15 protein-coding genes are annotated in these 17,160 nt (G+C 74.0%); 11 read left to right on the forward strand and 4 right to left on the reverse strand.

Annotated features, from left to right (window positions below; all coding sequences use genetic code 11):
• Positions 1 to 284: 284 nt before the first annotated feature.
• The 3 genes from VF746_07180 to mazG all read right to left on the reverse strand — a co-directional run bounded on the left by VF746_07180 (position 285) and on the right by mazG (position 3,353).
• Complete coding sequence (locus tag VF746_07180) at positions 285 to 884, reverse strand: hypothetical protein (protein HEX8692183.1); 600 nt, start codon at positions 882 to 884, stop codon at positions 285 to 287.
• A gap of 11 nt (positions 885 to 895) precedes the next feature.
• Entirely contained in the window at positions 896 to 2,404 is a 1,509-nt protein-coding gene (locus tag VF746_07185; protein ID HEX8692184.1) for an ATP-binding protein, read from the reverse strand.
• A 169-nt stretch (positions 2,405 to 2,573) separates the two neighbouring features.
• Positions 2,574 to 3,353, reverse strand: coding sequence for a nucleoside triphosphate pyrophosphohydrolase (gene mazG / locus VF746_07190; protein HEX8692185.1), 780 nt, complete (start codon positions 3,351 to 3,353; stop codon positions 2,574 to 2,576).
• A gap of 74 nt (positions 3,354 to 3,427) precedes the next feature.
• Between mazG and alr the strand changes: the two genes are divergently transcribed.
• The 11 genes from alr to VF746_07245 all read left to right on the forward strand — a co-directional run bounded on the left by alr (position 3,428) and on the right by VF746_07245 (position 15,303).
• On the forward strand, positions 3,428 to 4,585 hold the full coding sequence (gene alr / locus VF746_07195; GenBank protein ID HEX8692186.1) for an alanine racemase: 1,158 nt from the start codon (positions 3,428 to 3,430) through the stop codon (positions 4,583 to 4,585).
• An 11-nt stretch (positions 4,586 to 4,596) separates the two neighbouring features.
• Positions 4,597 to 5,907: a hypothetical protein gene (locus tag VF746_07200; protein HEX8692187.1), complete on the forward strand. Its 1,311-nt coding sequence runs from the start codon at positions 4,597 to 4,599 to the stop codon at positions 5,905 to 5,907.
• Positions 5,904 to 7,085: a hypothetical protein gene (locus tag VF746_07205; protein HEX8692188.1), complete on the forward strand. Its 1,182-nt coding sequence runs from the start codon at positions 5,904 to 5,906 to the stop codon at positions 7,083 to 7,085. Before VF746_07200 ends, VF746_07205 begins: the two co-directional genes overlap by 4 nt.
• On the forward strand, positions 7,082 to 8,218 hold the full coding sequence (locus VF746_07210; GenBank protein HEX8692189.1) for a response regulator: 1,137 nt from the start codon (positions 7,082 to 7,084) through the stop codon (positions 8,216 to 8,218). The genes VF746_07205 and VF746_07210 overlap by 4 nt, the downstream gene beginning before the upstream one ends.
• Positions 8,219 to 8,577: 359 nt before the next feature.
• Entirely contained in the window at positions 8,578 to 10,209 is a 1,632-nt protein-coding gene (locus VF746_07215; protein HEX8692190.1) for a S41 family peptidase, read from the forward strand.
• 189 nt (positions 10,210 to 10,398) lie between these two features.
• Positions 10,399 to 11,409: an asparaginase gene (locus tag VF746_07220; GenBank protein HEX8692191.1), complete on the forward strand. Its 1,011-nt coding sequence runs from the start codon at positions 10,399 to 10,401 to the stop codon at positions 11,407 to 11,409.
• A complete protein-coding gene (locus VF746_07225) occupies positions 11,402 to 12,016 on the forward strand; it encodes a carboxymuconolactone decarboxylase family protein (protein HEX8692192.1) in 615 nt (204 codons plus the stop codon). Before VF746_07220 ends, VF746_07225 begins: the two co-directional genes overlap by 8 nt.
• A gap of 299 nt (positions 12,017 to 12,315) precedes the next feature.
• Complete coding sequence (gene obgE / locus VF746_07230) at positions 12,316 to 13,341, forward strand: GTPase ObgE (protein ID HEX8692193.1); 1,026 nt, start codon at positions 12,316 to 12,318, stop codon at positions 13,339 to 13,341.
• Positions 13,329 to 14,489, forward strand: a complete 1,161-nt coding sequence (gene dprA / locus VF746_07235) for a DNA-processing protein DprA (GenBank protein HEX8692194.1) — start codon at positions 13,329 to 13,331, stop codon at positions 14,487 to 14,489. The genes obgE and dprA overlap by 13 nt, the downstream gene beginning before the upstream one ends.
• 31 nt (positions 14,490 to 14,520) lie before the next feature.
• A complete protein-coding gene (locus tag VF746_07240) occupies positions 14,521 to 14,709 on the forward strand; it encodes an MbcA/ParS/Xre antitoxin family protein (GenBank protein HEX8692195.1) in 189 nt (62 codons plus the stop codon).
• A gap of 198 nt (positions 14,710 to 14,907) precedes the next feature.
• Complete coding sequence (locus tag VF746_07245) at positions 14,908 to 15,303, forward strand: hypothetical protein (GenBank protein ID HEX8692196.1); 396 nt, start codon at positions 14,908 to 14,910, stop codon at positions 15,301 to 15,303.
• A gap of 148 nt (positions 15,304 to 15,451) precedes the next feature.
• On the opposite strand, the gene VF746_07250 is transcribed toward VF746_07245, so the two are convergent.
• Positions 15,452 to 17,155, reverse strand: a complete 1,704-nt coding sequence (locus VF746_07250; GenBank protein ID HEX8692197.1) for a serine hydrolase domain-containing protein — start codon at positions 17,153 to 17,155, stop codon at positions 15,452 to 15,454.
• Between the last annotated feature and the right edge of the window lie 5 nt (positions 17,156 to 17,160).

A 17,160-nucleotide genomic window follows, 5' to 3' on the forward strand; every position in this document is an offset into this window, starting at 1 on the left:
GCGCTCCGGGCCGGGCTGCGCGCGCGGTAGGGCACGATACGACTGTGCCCAACCGCGCCGGGCCACCGCCGCCACGATACCCCTGTGGCGGCGGCGTCCCGGCCCTGTCGGGCGCGCATCCCTCACGCGAACGGCAGGAAAACAGGGAACAGCCGGCGAATCCGAGGGACAGGGCGCCTCAGGCGCCAGGGAGAAGGCCAAGCAAGACCCGCCCCCGCGCATGGTGCCGCGGGGGCGGGTCCTCTCCTATGCTCGTCTGTGCTCGCCGGCTCCTGGTCCGCCGCTCAGTCGTCGCGCGGGGTGCGGGGGGCCAGCGTGTTGCGGATGCGCTGGAGCTCGGCCTTCAACTCGGCGATGCTGTCCTGCTGCGCCGCGATCCTCTGGCGCAGGCGGGCCGCCTCCGCAGCCGTGATGCCGGCCGCCGGTTGGGGGGTGGTGGCGGTGGCCGGCTCGCTCGGCCGCGTCTCCACGCGCGTCACCGTCTGGCACCCCAGGGGAGGGTTGCGCTGCTCGCAGGGAGTCAGCATCAGCCGCGTGAGCTGGAGCAGGCTCTCGGCCTCGCGGTGGTGGTAGCCGTAGAGCCGGTACTGGGGATCCTCGGAGATGTACGTCCGCAGGTGCTCGTCGGCCGCGCGCAGGTCCACTCCGCCGCGCGGCTCCAGGTTCAGCACGCCCAGGTAGAAGTGCGCCTCGTGCCCCTCGTGCGTGCGCGGGTGCTCCCGCGCCAGCCGTTGGAAGAACGCCTCCGCCACCCGGAACGAGTCGCGCGCCATGGCCTCGTGCGCCCACTCCCACAGCTCCCTCCGGCCGCCACTCCCCCCGGTCCCCATGGTGGCGCAGGCGGCGAACAGCAGAACGGCAGCGACTCCGGCCAGAACTTTCATCTGCAATCCGGTCAGGTGGTTCGCCCCGGCTGCACCGCCGCGTGCGCGGGCGGCCGCTCGGGAAGCACGACGCGGAACGTTGTCCCTTTGCCCACTTCGCTCGCAGCACCGATCGTGCCGCCATGGGCCTCCACGATCTCGCGCGCGATGGCCAGCCCCAGCCCCGAGCCCACCGAGCGCGGCTGCGCGTCGTTGTCCACCTGGTAGAACTTCTCGAAGATCTTCGGCAGCTTGCTCGGCGGGATCCCCACCCCCGTGTCGGCCACCTCCACCACCACCCCCGTCCCGTCGCGGGTGGCGTCCAGGCACACGCGCCCGCCGCTGGGGGTGAACTTGAACGCGTTGGAGAGCAGGTTGCCGAGCACCTCGTTCAGCCGGTCGGCGTCGCCCTCCAGGTTCACCGGGACGTCGTCGGCCACGTTCACCGTGAAGTCTACCTTGTTCTGGAACGCCAGGACGCGAAACCCGCCGGTCAGCTCCTCCAGGAAGTCGCGCACGTTGATGCGGCGCACCTCCAGCCGGCCGCCCCCCGCCTCGAAGCGGCTGATGTCGAGCAGGCGGTGCACCAGGCGGGTGAGGCGGTCCACCTGGTCGGAGATGGCCGCCAGGGTGCGGCGCTGCGTGTCGCTCACCGCGCCGTAGATCCCGTCGGCCAGGAGCGAGACGTACCCCTTGATCACGCTGAGCGGCGTCTTGATCTCGTGCGAGGCCACCGAAACGAACTCGGCCTTCAGCCGGTCCAGCTCGGCCAGCTGCGTGGTCATGGTGCGGAACGAGCGCGCCAGGTCGCCGATCTCGTCGGAGCGCTCGGTGGGGATGTGCACCTCGGGCTCGAAGTCGCCCTCCGCCACCAGCGCCATCCCCCGCCGGAGCTCCTCGATCGGCCGGAGCATCGCCCGCGTCATCAGGAACCCCACCAGCAGCGTGAGCGCCAGCGCCACGGCCAGCGCGACCAGCGCGAGCGAGGCGATCTGGCTCGCCACCTCCTGCGCCTGCTGCACCCGCGCCTCCCCCTCGCGCTGGAGGGCGTCGGAGATCGGCTCGATCGCGTCGTCCATCGTCGCGAAGGCGTTCCGCACCACGTTCTGGCGGAAGGTCCCGGCCGCATCCGTCTCGCCCCGCCCGATCAGCTCCTGCTCTTGGCGGACGGCTCCCGCCAGCCCCCGCCACTGCCGGCGCGCGGACGCCACGGCGCGGCGGTACTCGGGAGAGGGCTCCGTGCGCGCCGCCAGGCTGTCCAGCTCCACCCCGATCCGGCGCGCCGCGGCGTCGGCCTGGCCGCGCCAGAATACCGCGGTGTCGCCGGTCGCGATCACCACGAAGTTGTCCTGCGCCGAGCGCAGCTCCTCGAGGTCGGTGCGGAGCTCGCCGAGGGTGGAGGCGGCCCGGGTGTCGCGCAGGCGCAGCTCCTGCGCGATCCTCTGCAGCCGGAACAGCCCCGACAGGCCGATCGCCGCCGGGATCACCAGGATCGCCGTGATCAGCAGCAGCGTGAGGACGATGCGCTTGCGCAGGCTCACGCGCGCCCCCCGGCCGCGGCCCGCTTCCGACCTGACAGGCGAAGAAAGACCTTCATCCGTTTCGAGAACCTTCGATGTCCGGGGTTGCCCGCGGCAGCCGCCGCGGAAGGGGACGAAGGACGCCTTGCGGGGCGTTCTCGTCACTCCGCTCGGGCACGCAAGACGCGTGTCACCCCCCGCCCTCCGGCGGGGGGCCCGGCGCGCCCCCGCGCTCGACCCGCTTGACCTCGTCCCACAGCCGGTCCAGCTCCTGCAGCGTCGCCTCTCCCAGCACCACGCCGCGCTCGGCCGCCAGGCGCTCCAGGGCGCCGAAGCGGCGCGAGAACTTCTGGTTCGCGCGCGACAGCGCCGACGTGGGGTGCGCGCCCGCCAGCCGGGCCAGGTTCACCACCGCGAAGAGGAGGTCGCCCAGCTCCTCCTCCAGCTCCTCGTGGCGCCCCTCCTCCAGCTCGCGCCCCACTTCCTCCGTCTCCTCGCGCACCTTCTCCCACGCCCCGCGCGCCTCCGCCCAGTCGAACCCCACCCCCGCCACCCGCTCCTGGATGCGGTAGGCGCGCAGCAGCGGGTCCATCCCCGCCGCCAGGCCGTCCAGCACGCCCCCGCGGGGGCGCCGTGCGCGCTCGCGCGCCTTGACCTCCTCCCACGACTCGGGCTCGCCGTCGCCCCACAGGTGAGGGTGGCGTCGGCGCATCTTTTGCTCCAGCACCGCGACCACGTCGCCCCGCCCGAACCGGCCGGCCTCCTCCGCGATCACCACCTGGAACGCCAGGTTCAGCAGCAGGTCGCCCAGCTCGTCGCAGAGCGTCTCGGGGTCGCCGGAGGCGATCGCCTCGGCCACCTCGTGGGCCTCCTCGAGCAGGTGCGGCTGGAGCGAGAGGGAGGTCTGCGCCCGGTCCCAGGGGCAGCGCGCGCGGAGGAACTCGACCAGCGCCAGGGCGCGGTCCAGCACCCCGCCGGAGGGGGAAACAGATGACGGGAAGTCGGGTTGCGGGCCAGTCACAAGGCGGCTATACTACCGAGTTTGTGTCCGATCCGCAAACCGACCCGTCGCGCGCCTGGGTGGAGGTGGACCTCGCCGCCCTGCAGCGCAACCTGCTCCGCGTGCGGGCCGCCGCCCCCGGGGCGGGGCTCGTCCCCATGCTCAAGGCGAACGCCTACGGGCTGGGGACCGCCGCCGTGCTCGGCGCCGTCCGCGAGGCGCTGGCGCCCGACGGGCCGTGGGCGGTCGGCGTGGCGGCCGTGGCCGAGGGAGAGGCGCTCCGCGCGCTGGGGTGGGCGGGGCGCGTCGTCGTCTTCGCCCCCGCCCCCCCGGCCGAGTACCCCCGCGCCGCCCGCGCCGGCCTCGCCCTGGCCGTCTCCGAACTGGACGCGGCGGAGCGCTGGGCGGCGTGCGCGCGGGAGGCGGGGAAGCGGCTCGCCTTCCATGCCGAGATCGACACCGGGATGGGGCGCGCCGGCTTCCCCGCCGGGGCGGCCGCCGAGTGGGGGCCGCGCCTGGCCGCGCTCACCGGGGATCTTTTGGCCTGGGAAGGGTGTTTCACGCACTTCCATTCGGCCGACGAGCCCGACCTGGGGCCCACGGACGAGCAGGTGCGCCGCTTCCGGGCGGCGCTCGCGCTCCTGCCGCCCGAGCCGGAGGGAGCCCCGCGGCGGCTCCTCCACTGCGCCAACAGCGCGGCGGCGCTCAGGCGCGGGGGGTACGGGATGGACCTGGTGCGCCCGGGGATCTTCCTCTACGGCGGCGCCGCGGGGCCGGGCGTCGTTCCCGAGCCCGTGGCCGCGCTCCGCGCCCGGGTGGGGCTGGTGCGCCGGGTGCCGCCGGGGCACACGGTGGGGTACGGCGCCACCTACGCCGCCCGCCGGGCGGAAGTCTGGGCCACCCTGGCCGTCGGCTACGGCGACGGCCTCCCGCGCGCCCTCGCGCCGGCCGGGGGGGAAGCCCTCCTGAACGGCAGGAGGGCGCCGCTGGTGGGTCGCATCTCCATGGACATGACCGTGGCGGACGTGACCGACGTCCCCGGCGTCCGCGCGGGCGACATCGCCACCCTCTTCGGCCGCGACGGGGCCGGGGAGATCGGCGTGGACGAGGTGGCGGCCCGCGTGGGTACCATCTCGTACGAGATCCTGACGGGCCTGACCGGCCGCCTGCCGCGCGTGTACGCGGGCGGCTCCAACCCATGAACCGATCACCGATGCTGCGCAGCCTCGCCCGCCCCCGGGCCTTCTTCCCCCTCGCGTTCCTGGCGGCGGCCCTGGCGGCCGCGGCGTGCCAGGACGAGTCGCCCACGCTCTCCGACCCCGGGGAGTTCCCCGGCGGCGTGCCGGTCACCCTGGAGGTGATCGTCCCCGCCGCCGAGTTCCTGGACGTGCTGGGCGTGCACACCGGCTTCGCCTCGCGCAACGACTTCGCCTTCCAGCTCGCGGCCAACCAGTACGGCGGCAGCCTGAACGCGCGCACCCTCCTGCGCTTCGCCCTCCCCGACAGCATCACCTTCTCGCAGGACGGCACCACCCGCGTCCGCCCGTTCGCGATCCGCTCGGCGCGGCTGGTGATCCTGGCCGACTCGGCGGCCTCGGCGCCGGCGTCGGGGAGCACGCTGCAGCTCTACGAGCTGGCCCAGTCGTTCCACCTGCCCACGGTGAGCTGGACGCTGGCCGCCGACACCGCGCCCGCGCCGGTCCCCTGGACCGAGCCCGGCGGCACGCGGGGGCCGCTTCTGGACCAGTTCGCGTACGTCCCCGGCGCCCTGGGCGACTCGGTGACCTTCCAGATCGACTCGGTGGAGGCGGCCCGCGTGCGCGCCGACGGGCACCCCGGCGTCCTGGTGGCCGCGGGCACCCCGGGCACGCGCGTGCAGTTCACCACCGCCGCGCTCGTCGTGCGCGCGCGCCCCGACAGCGCGGCGCGAGACACCACGATCGAGCTGACGGTCGACCAGCTGCAGGTGCAGCGCACCTTCGTCTTCACCCCCGACCCGCCGCAGCCGGCGGGGACGCTGCAGGCGGGCGGCATCTTCGCGGCGCGCAGCGTGTTCACGGTGGACCTGGACCGCACGGTGCCGGGGTGCCCGCCGCCCCAGACGTGCGCGGCGCTCCCCCTGCGCGACGTGCTGCTCAACCGCGTGTCGCTCCTCTTCCGGCCGCTCCCCACCCCCGGCGGGTTCGAGCCGCTGGAGGCGGTGCCGCTCACCCTGTGGACGGTGCCCGACCCCGAGCTGGGGCGGCGGGCGCCGCTGGGCTTCCTGGCGCTGGACCCCGTGGAGGGGCTGGGGCAGCTGCGCGCCTTCGCGCCCGGCGACACCCTGGTGGAGCTGCCGATCACCACCTACAGCGCGGCGGCCGTGCGCAACGACAGCCTCACCACCACCTTCGCGCTCCTGGGCGAGGCGGTCCCGTCGTCCAGCTCGCCGGCCCCGCCGCGCACCTTCGGGCCGGCGCTCTTCGAGGCCGCGCCGCGGCTGCGCATCGTGTACACGCTGCCGACCCGTCCGAGGCTGCCATGAGCCGCGTCTCCTTCCGCGCCGCCGGCCCCGCGCTGGCGGCGGCGCTCGTGCTCTCCGCCCTTCCCGCCGCCGCGCAGTCGGTGCTCTCCAGCCGCGGGCTGGGCTACCCGGTGGAGGCGCTGGACGCCCGCGCCCGCGGGATGGGCGGCGTCACGGTGGGGCTCGCCGAGCCGCACTTCTCGCTGATCAACCCCGCGGCCCCCGTGGGGCTGCCGGCGCCGGGGGTGTCGGTCACCTTCCAGCCCGACCGCTACGAGGCCAGCGGGCCGGGGGCCGAGACCAGCGGCACCACGGTGCGCTTCCCCCACCTGCAGGTGGCCTTCCCCGTGGGCGCCCGGCTGACCGGCTCGGTGGGGTACGGCGCCTTCCTGGACCAGCACTGGCGGGTGGAGGTGGCCGACTCGCTCGACCTGCCCAGCGGGCGGGTGGGGGTGAACGACCTCTTCATCTCGGCGGGCGCGCTGGCCCGCTTCCGCGCGAGCGTCGGGTGGCGCGCCAGCGACCGGCTGGCCCTGGGGCTGGCCGCCGACGTGGTCACCGGCGCGGTGCGCGACAGCGCGGTGCGCCGGGTGGGCGAGGGGCTCCTCGAGGCCCGGAGCGGCGTCACCTACCGCTACGGCGGGATCGGGGCCTCGGCCGGGGTGCGCTGGCGGCCGCTGGAGGCGCTCACCCTGGCCGGCTCCGTCACCGGCGGCGGCGAGATCACCGCCGAGAGCCAGGACACCACCGGCGAGGCGCTGGAGAAGAGCTACCCGCGCCCGCTGGAGGTGGATGCCGGCGCCAGCGCCCGCGTGTCGCAGAACACCGTGGTGGCCCTCTCGGGGCGCTGGGTGGGGTGGTCGGCGGCCGAGGACGAGCTGGCCGGCTCGGGCGGCGCCCAGGACGCGATGTCGGCCTCGCTGGGGGTGGAGTACGAGGGCTTCTCGCTGCTGGGGCGCACGGCGCCGCTGCGGCTGGGGGCGCGCTACGCCCGACTCCCCTTCCGCTGGGGGAGCGCGGCCGAGGGGAACGAGTTCCCGGTGGAGCGGGCGGTCTCGGCGGGGGCCGGGTTCCGGCTGGCTGGCGGGCTGGCGCGCCTCGACGCGGCCGCGGAGCGCGGCTCGCGCGGGGGCGGCTCGGCGGGGTTCGAGGAGCCGTTCTGGCGCTTCTCGTTCTCGCTCTCGGTCCTGGGGCGGTGACCGCGCAGGGCGACGCTCCGCTCCTGCTCGTCGTCGACGACGACGCCGTCAACGTCGAGCTGCTCTGCGACCTCCTGGAGGCGCTGGGCTACCGCGTCCTGGGGGCGCACGGCGGCGAGGCCGCCCTGCACGCCGTCCGCGAGCGCCGGCCCGACCTGGTGCTGCTGGACGTGATGATGCCGGGGATGAACGGCTACGAGGTGTGCCGGCGGCTCAAGGCGGACCCCGCCACGGCCGCCGTCCCCGTCGTCTTCGTCACCGCCCTCTCCGACACCGACGACAAGGTCAAGGCCATCGAGGCCGGCGGCGACGACTTCCTCACCAAGCCGTTCAACCGCCCGGTGCTGGTGGCGCGCATCCGCTCGCTCCTGAAGCTCAAGACCGCCAGCGACGCCCTGGAGCGCTCGTACCGCAAGCTGCAGGAGCTGGAGCGGCTCAAGGACGACCTCACCCGCATGGTGGTGCACGACCTGAAGAGCCCGCTGGCCTCGGTGCTGGGGACGCTGGAGCTGGCGGTGGACGGCGACCTGGGCCCGCTCTCGGCCGAGCAGCGCCGCTTCCTCTGCGACGCCCGCGACCGCGGGGAAGACGCGCTCCGCATCATCGACAACCTGCTGGACCTCACCCGGCTGGAGGAGAGCCGCGTGCAGCTGGAGCCGCGCGACCTGGACGTCTCGCGGCTCCTGGCCGAGGTGGCCGGCGCCTGGACGGTGCGCGCCGAGCAGCTCGGCTCGCGCGTGGTGGCCGAGGGGCCGGCGGGGGTGGCGGCGCGCGCCGACGAGGGGCTCCTGCGCCGCGTGCTGGCCAACTTGGTGGGCAACGCGCTGCGCCACGCGGGGCGCGGGGTGACGGTGCGGCTCTCGGCGGTCCCCTCGGAGGGCGCCTCGGTGCAGTTCACCGTGGCCGACGACGGGGTGGGGATCGCGCCGGAGCACCACGAGGCGATCTTCCGCAAGTGGGAGAGCCTGAAGGTCCCCGGCGTGGGCGAGGACTCGTCGGGGCTGGGGCTCACCTTCTGCAAGCTGGCCGTGGAGGCGCACGGCGGCCGCATCTGGGTGCAGAGCCGCCCCGGCGAGGGGTCGGCGTTCCACTTCCTGGTTCCCGCGCGGGTGCCGGAGCCGGCGGGGGTGTGACGGCGAGTGCGAAGTGCGAAGTGTGAAAGTACGGAAGTACGGAAGTACGACGGACTTGGGACTCGGGGACTCAGGATCGCGCGCGGGCCCGTAAAGTACCCTCTCCCGGGGTTGGGAGAGGGTGGCGACGCGGTAGCGGCGCCGGGTGAGGGCCTACCCCCCGCGCGCGCTCGTGCGTATCATCTACGCAGCAACCGGTATCCGCTGATCCGGCGCGGCGCACCGGCCCGTTCCTTGCCGGTCGCGAGAAGTGCCCGGAGGGATCAGAAACTTTTGCGGGAAGCGGGTTTATCAAGCGGCCGCGCTCCGCACCGTGGTCTGTGCGCGGAGCCCCAGCTGATGAGAAATTCGGAGGCCGAATGAGACTGAAGCGTACCGTGGTGGCGCCCGCGCTGGTGGCCGGCGTCGCCCTGGTGTCGGGCGGCTGGCTCCTGCAGCGGGGCGTCGGCGGCCAGGAGAGCGTCTTCCAGCGCGCGCGGATCTTCGACGAGGTGCTGCACTTCGTCGAGAGCCGCTACGTCGACGAGCACTCCGAGAGCGACCTGTACCAGAAGGCGATCGAGGGGATGCTGCAGGAGCTGGGCGACCCGCACACCGTCTTCATGACGGCCGACGAGTACGCGCAGCTGCACCTGCAGACCTCGGGCGAGTACGGCGGGCTGGGGATCCAGATCTCCAGCCACGAGGGGTACATCACCGCGGTGGGCGTCCTCCCCGGCACCCCGGCCGAGAAGGCGGGGATCCGCGTGGGCGACCAGCTGCTGGAGATCGACGGCAAGGACGCCAAGGGGTGGACCGACGACTTCGCGGTGAAGGTGCTGCGCGGGCCGAAGGGGACGCCGGTGCAGCTCAAGGTGCGCCGCGTGGGCGTCGACCAGCCGATGCAGTTCACCATCGTGCGCGACGAGATCCACGTGCAGTCCGTCCCCTACGCCTACATGGTGGCGCCGGGGATCGGCTACCTGAGCCTGAGCGTCTTCGCCGAGAGCTCCACCGACGAGATGCGCGCGGCGATCGAGCGGCTGAAGGGGCAGGGGGCGCGCAAGCTGATCCTGGACCTGCGCACCAACCCGGGCGGGCTGCTGGACCAGGGCGTGTCGGTGTCGGACCTGTTCCTGCGCCCCGGGCAGTCGATCGTGGAGACGCGCTCGCGCAACCCGGGCGAGAGCGAGACGTACCGCGCCACCACGCAGGAGACCTACGGCGACCTGCCGCTGGTGGTGCTGGTGGACGCCTACAGCGCCAGCGCCGCCGAGATCGTGGCGGGGGCGCTGCAGGACCACGACCGCGCGCTGGTGGTGGGCGCCACCACCTTCGGCAAGGGGTCGGTGCAGTCGCTCTTCCGGCTCTCGGGGGGCAACTTCCTGAAGATGACCACGGGGAAGTGGTACACGCCCGTGGGCCGCTCCATCCAGAAGCCGTTCCGCGAGAACGGCGCCGCGGCGGACGACGGCGGGGAGGGGACCATCACCCCGCAGGGGCAGGCGGTGCCCGAGGACAGCACGCGCCGGCAGCCGTACCGCACCGACGGCGGGCGCACGGTGTTCGGCGGCGGCGGGATCGTCCCCGACGTGACCGTGAAGCCCGACACGGCCAGCGCGGCGGAGAAGGCGTTCTACGCGGCGGTCTCGAAGCAGGCCAGCAAGTTCAACGACGTGATGCTGCGCTACGCGGTGGAGTACGAGCGCAGGACGCCGAACCTGAGCCGCGACTTCCAGGTCACGCCCGAGATGCGGCGCGAGCTGTTCAACCGGCTGCGCGCGGCGGGGCTGGAGATCACCTTCGAGCAGATGGAGGGCGCCCGGCGCCTGATCGACGCCCGGCTGGTGGACGAGATCGCCCGGTCGAAGTTCGGGCCGTCGGTGGCGGCCATGCGCAACGACGTGAACGACCGCGCGCTGCAGGAGGCCGTGCGCCTGCTCCAGCGCTCCACCGACCAGGCGTCGCTCTTCCGCGCCGCCCAGCAGCAGGTGGCGACGCAGCCGCGCTGATGCCGGCGGCCGGGTCGTGACGGCGGACGGAGGAGGGGTGCCGGGAGGCGCCCTTCCTCCGTTTTGCGTTTTCAGTACGAGAGTACGAAAGTACGGAACTGCGGAGGTCTGGCGCGGCGGCTGACGTACTCCCGTACTCGTGTATTTTCCGTACTTCCGTACTCTCGTACTTCCGTACTTGAGCGATAGATGACCGAAGCGGACTGCGTGGTGGAGGTGGCGCGCGGGGGCGTGCCGGAGTCGCGGCACCGCGTGCACGTGGCGGTGGTGGACGCCGAGGGGCGGCTGCGCGCCTGCGCGGGCGACCCCGACCTGGTGAGCTTCTTCCGCTCCTCCGCCAAGCCGATCCAGGCGCTGCCGCTGGTGGAGGACGGCGCCTTCGAGCGCTACGGGCTCTCGCTGGGCGAGCTGGCGCTCTGCTGCGGCTCGCACTCGGGGAGCGCGGAGCACACGCGCACGGCCGAGGCGATCCTGGCCAAGGCGGGGGTCGCGGCCGACGCGCTGGCGTGCGGGCCGCACCCGCCCTTCGACGACGAGGCGCGGCGCGCGCTGCAGGAGGCGGGGCTCGAGCCCGGGCGGCTGCACAACAACTGCTCGGGGAAGCACGCGGGGATGATCATGCTGGCCCGCGCCCACGGCTGGGACCCGGCCGAGTACCAGCGCCCCGAGCACCCGGTGCAGGGCCGCATCCTGGCCGAGGTCTCGCGCTGGACGCGGGTGCCGCTGGAGGCGATCGCGCTGGGGAACGACGGGTGCGGGGTGGTGTGCTTCGCGCTCCCGCTCCGGCACATGGCGCTGGCTTTCGCCGGCCTCGCCGCGGCGGTGCGGCAGGGCGAGCGCGCGCCGGCCACCGTGGTGGAGGCGATGACGTCGTTCCCCGAGATGGTGGCGGGGACGGGCCGCGTCTGCACCGACCTGATGCGGCAGGCGGGGGGGCGGCTCTTCGCCAAGGTGGGGGCCGAGGGGATGTACTGCGTGGGCGTCCCCGGCGCGGAGCTGGGGATCGCGCTCAAGGTGGAGGACGGGGCGGCGCGAGCGGTGGCGCCGGCGATCCTGGCGGTGCTGCGCGAGCTGGACCTGATCTCGGAGGACGACTTCGGGGCGCTGCACCACCACGTCTTCCCCGACGTGCTCAACACGCGCGGCGAGGTGGTGGGGCAGATCCGCCCGCGGGTGCGCCTGCGGGTGCCCGATGCCTGAGGCGCGCCGCGCGCTCCTGCGTCTCGCCGCCGCACTGGGCACGCGCGACGAGCCGTCGATTCGCGCGGCGATGGAGGAGGCGGCTCGGGCGGTGGAGCCCGGCGCGGTGGACGAGGTGATCCTCCAGTCGCACCTGTTCGTCGGCTTTCCCGACGCGCTGAACGCGCTGGGGCTCTGGCGGGAGGTGAGCGGGACGCCGGCCCCCGCCTCGCCCGGGGAGGACCCGGCGGGGTGGGAGGCGCGCGGCGAGCGGGTGTGCGCGGCGGTCTACGGGGCGAACTACGCCCGGTTGCGCGAGAACGTGCGCGCGCTGCACCCCGACGTGGACGGGTGGATGGTGGCGGGCGGCTACGGCCGGGTGATCGGCCGCCCGGGGCTGGACCTGGCCACGCGCGAGCTGTGCATCGCTGCATTGCTGGCGGTCTGGAACGTGCCTCGCCAGCTGCACTCGCACCTGCGCGGGGCGCTGAACGCGGGCGCGTCGGCGGCCGAGGTGGACGAGGCGGTGGAGGCCGCCTGCGGCTACATGGGCGAGGCGGCGGCGGGGCGGGTGCGGGCGCTCTGGGGCGAGATCCGCGCGAAGGCGGGCCCTCACCCGCCGCCTTAGAGCGGCAACCCTCTCCCAACTTCGGGAGAGGGTGGACCTTACGAGGCAGTGTGGGAGTGAGGGTCGGTTGCTGGCTGTCCCCTGTAACCTGTCCCCTGTTCCCTGAAGTTTGCATGAGGGATGCGCGCCCGGAGGGCCGGGACGCGGGCGCCACGGGGGTTGGTGGCGACCGCGGCCCGGCGCGGTTGGGCACAGTCGTATCGTGCCCTACCGCGCGCGCAGCCCGGCCCCGCGCCAGCGGGGACATGCCCAAGCCCTGCTGTTGCCGTTGTTTCGATAAACGAAGACCGGGAGCGGACGTGTTCCTCGACCAGGCGACCATCCAGGTGAAGGCGGGCGACGGGGGGCCCGGGGCGTCGAGCTTCCGGCGTGAGAAGTTCGTGCCCCGCGGCGGGCCCGACGGGGGCGACGGGGGGAACGGGGCCGACGTGGTGCTGGTCGGCGACCCGCAGCTCTCCACGCTGATGGACTTCCGCTACCAGCAGCACTACCGCGCCGAGAACGGGGGGAAGGGCTCCGGCTCCACCTCCACCGGCCGGAGCGGCGAGCCCCTCGTCCTTCGCGTCCCCCTCGGCACCGTGGTGCGCGACGAGGAGTCGGGCGAGGTGATCGGCGAGGTGCTGGAGCGGGGCCAGGAGCTCGTCGTCGCGCGCGGCGGGCGCGGCGGGTGGGGGAACGCGCGCTTCGCCACCGCCACCAACCAGGCGCCCCGCCGCGCCGACCCCGGCCAGCCGGGCGAGGAGCGCCGCATCGCGCTGGAGCTCAAGCTGATCGCCGACGTGGGACTGGTGGGCGAGCCGAACGCGGGGAAGAGCACCTTCCTGGCGGCGGTCTCGGCGGCGACGCCCAAGGTGGCCGACTACCCGTTCACCACGCTGGCGCCCAACCTGGGCGTGGTGGGGCTCTCGGACAGCCGCTCGTTCGTGGTGGCCGACATCCCCGGGATCATCGAGGGGGCGCACGAGGGGAAGGGGCTGGGGCTGCAGTTCCTCCGCCACATCGAGCGCACCCGCACGCTGGCGGTGATGATCCCGGCGGACGCGCTGGAGGTGCAGGCGGAGTACGCGAAGCTGCGCGCGGAGCTGGAGGCGTACTCGGCGGAGCTGGCGGCCAAGCCGCACTGCGTGGTGTTCACCAAGGCCGACCTGCTCCCGCCGGACTGGCCGGAGCCGCGCGTGGACGCGCCGGAGGCCTGGGGGCAGTTCACCATCTCGTCGGTCTCGCGGCGGGGGCTGGACCCGCTGCTGGAAGGGCTTTGGGCGCACGCGACGCGCGAGGCGGAGCGCGAGCAGCCCGAGGAAGCGCCGCAGCCTTGGACGCCCTGACGATGCCGCTCGCCGCTTCCGCGCTGGAGCCGCTCCTGCGCCTGGCCGTGGTCCCCGGGATCGGCCCGGCGCGCCTCTCGGCCCTCCTCGCCCGCTTCGGCTCGGCGGAGCGCGTGCTCTCGGCCTCGCCGGACGAGGTGGCGGCGCTCCCCGGCTTCGGGCCGGAGTTCGTGCGTCGCGTGCTCTCCGCCGGCTCGGACGAGGGGCGGGAGCGCGCCCGGGTGGCGCTGGAGTCGCTCGGCCGCGTCGGCGCCGGCGCCGTCACGCCGGACGACCTGGCGTATCCCGAGGCGTTCCGCTCGCTCCCCGATCCTCCCTACCTGCTCTTCGCCGCCGGCGACCTGGACCTGCTGGGCGCGCCGGGGATCGGCGTGGTCGGCACGCGCGACCCGACGGACTACGGGGCGCGCGCGGCGGCCGCGCTGGCGGGCGACCTGGCGCGCGCGGGCTACGCGATCGTCAGCGGGATGGCGAAGGGGATCGACGCGGCGGCGCACGCGGCGGCGCTGGACGCGGGCGGCGCCACTCTGGGCGTGCTCGGCCACGGGATCGACCGCGTGTACCCGCCCGAGAACCGGCGCCTGTTCGAGCGGGTGCGCGAGCGCGGGCTGCTGGTGACGGAGCTGGCGCCGGGCGAGGACCCTGCCGCGGGGAACTTCCCCCGCCGCAACCGGCTGATCGCGGCGCTCAGCCTGGGCGTGCTGGTCGTCGAGATGGGCGAGAAGAGCGGCGCGCAGCACACGGTGACCTACGCGCTGGAGCAGGGGAAGGAGGTCTTCGCCGTCCCCGGCCCGATCGGCTCGCCGCAGAGCGCGGGGACCAACCAGCTGCTGAAGGAGGGCGCGCGCCTGGTCACCTCCGCGCACGACATCCTGGAGGAGCTGCAGGGGGTCGGCCTCCCGCGCCCGCTGGCGCCGGTCCAGCACGCTGGCCTCCCCGAGTCTCCCGACGTGCCTCCGCCCCCGCCGCCGGAGCTGGCGCCCGAGGAGGCGGCGGTCTTCGCCGCGCTCGGCCGCGACCCCCGCCACGTGGACGATCTCGCGGCCGAGACGAACCTGGCCCCCAGCAACGTGCTCGCGGCGCTCCTCGGCCTGGAGCTGAAGGAGCTGGCGGAGTCGCTGCCGGGGAAGCAGTTCCGCAGGAGGTAGTCGGCCGGTTCACCGCGAGTTAAGGACAGCGATGGAGAAGAATCGCGAATTGAGGCGCCTGCTCCAGGCGGTATTCCGAGACGAAGCCGCCGCACGGACCTGGCTTCATTCGAGCGTGCCGATGCTGGGCGGGCAAACCCCCGCTTCGCTCGTGAAAGCGGGTCAGGCTGACGAGGTGATTGCGGTTCTCGCCGGTCTCGCGTCGGGAGCCCATATCTGAGCCATCCCGAAGCCGATCACCAGCGCCTTCTCATCGCCAGGTTAGGTGGTTGTGCGCTTGCCCTTCTGAACATCTCCCTCCGAAACCGACGCCCCTGGGACCTCGTAAACTCTTCCGCCCGTTGAGGAAGCGCTTCGAATCCCGGGTCCGGGGCACTCCCGGGCCGGCACCCGTCACCCTCTTCGGCGGACCTCCTCCATGCGCATCCCGATCCGCATCCCCCGTCTTCCGCTGCTCCTCACCGCGCTGGCCGTCGGCCTGGCGGGGTGCCAGGACTTCGTGGACCTGACGAGCCTCTCGGCGGCGCTCAACAAGGAGTTCGACAGCACCCAGCTGGAGGTGCACCTCAACGACCGCACGCACATGGCGGTCGTGGTGGAGGACTCGCCGCTCGGCAGGCAGGCGGACTCGAAGCGCAGGGCCACCGCGCGCAAGCTCGCCGGGTTCGTGCGCGACCACTACGCGAAGTACGACGTGCTGGAGGACGTGAGCGTCGTCTTCGCCACCAGCGACGCGAGCCTGGCGACGGGCTACCGGGAAGACGCCGTCTACACCTTCACGCCCGCCGAGCTGGGGCCGGGCCCGAAGCGGTAACTCTCGATGACGCCGGTGATGACTCGACGCTTCGTCCCCGGCCGGACGCTTCTCCTGGCCGCGCTCCCGCCGGCCGGACGCGGGAAGGAGACACGGGAGTGAGCTCCACGATCTGGCGGAGCCGGGCAACGGGTTAGAGGAGACCCCCTCACCGGGGGGCCTGCCGCACCCGCTCGAAGCGGACCCGCCGCGCCCGGTCGGTGGTGAGCTCGAGCGCCCGCACCTCGCCGCGCGGACCCCGGATGAAGGTCAGGCTCACGCCGCGCTCCCCGAAGCTGTCCCGGAAGCGGGGAGGATAGGTGACGCTGAACTCTTCGGGGCCCAGCCCTTCGATCCGCCAGTGGAGCTGCCCGTCCAGGACGCCGATCCGGTAGGTCGCCTGGAGCTCCTCGCTGTAGTAGAGGCCGCCGTACTCGGCCAGCCCCGCGGGAAGGCCGCGAGCGGTGTCCACGGGCAGGTAGCGGCTGGGCCGCGCGCCGGGGACGAGAACGTGCATTTCGGGGCGGCCGCCGCCCCGCGCCGGAACGAAGCGGACCTCGACGCCGCTCTCCGGACCGAGCAGGAAGCGGTCCGGGGCGAGCGGGACGAGGCGGGTGGAGTCGCCGGGGCGCCGCGCGTAGAACAGGGTGTCGGCGTGCCTGAGGATCCGCCGCACCAGGTCGTTGGACACGCCGTGGTAGACGCCCGTGTAGCTCGCCAGCCGGGCGGGGTCCACGCGCACCGCCACGGCGGGCGCTCTCGCCGGCGCGGCAGCGGCGATTTCGCCGGCCAGCAGGGTGTCGGCCACGGCGTACGCCTCCGCGATCGGGTCCGCGGCGCGGCCGCTGCACAGCGCCGCCACGGTGAGGCCCTGGTCGGGGAACCGGAGCAGCTCGGCCAGGTAGCCCGGGTCCGCCCCGTTGTGCTCCTCGGTGCGCAGCCCGCGGTGCGCCGCCAGCTGGAGCCCCCCTCCGTAGCCCGCCGTGGAGCCGTCCGCGAGCCGCGCCGGGGTGCGCATCTGCGCGAGCACGCCGGGACCGCCCACCTCGCCCGTGTAGAAGTTGCGGTCCCACGCCGCCAGGTCTTCCACCGTGCTGAGCAGCCCGGTCGACCCCGCCACGTCGTTGGCGGGCGCCGTCACCAGCGTTCCGCCCCGCCCGCGCGCGTAGCCGTAGGCGCGGCGCGGGACCACCTCGTGCCGGGTCTCCACGAACCGGGTGTTCCTCATCCCCAGGGGGCCGAAGATCCTCGCCTGCGCGAAGGCCGGAAGCGACATCCCGCTCGCGCGCTTCACGACGATGCCGAGGAGGAGGTAGCCCGTGTTGTTGTAGAGGTGCTCCGTGCCGGGCTCGAAGTTCAGGGCCCGCTGGCGCGAGAGGAACTGGAGCACGTCGTGCTGGGTGACCACGTCGTCGGTGCGCTCGCCGGAGAAGCCCCGCAGGTCCCAGTAGTCCCGCAGCCCGCTGGTGTGGTGCAGGAGATGGCGGAGCGTGACCCTGTGGCCGAAGTCCGGCACCTCGGGGACGAAGCGGCGCACGTCGTCGTCGAGGGAGAGCTTCCCCTCCTGCGCAAGCAGGAGCACGGCGAAGGCAGTGAACTGCTTCGTGATGGACAGGAGCGGGAACCGGGTCTCGGCGGTGACCGGCGCGCGGTGCTCGAGGTTCGCGCTCCCGTAGGCGCGCTGCGTGACCAGCCGTCCCCGGCGGATCACGGCGGCCTGGCACCCCGGGGAGTCCGCCGCGGCAGCGGCCGCGAAGCGGGTGTCGAGGAGCGAGTCGATGCGGGCCGCGGCGAGGTCCTGCGCCTCCGCGCCGCCGGGGTGCGGCAGGGTGAGCAGGAGCCCGCCGAGCAGGAGCAGAACAGGCCTGGTCATGGATC

It is taken from the genome of Longimicrobium sp. (assembly GCA_036389795.1).
GTDB lineage: Bacteria > Gemmatimonadota > Gemmatimonadetes > Longimicrobiales > Longimicrobiaceae > Longimicrobium.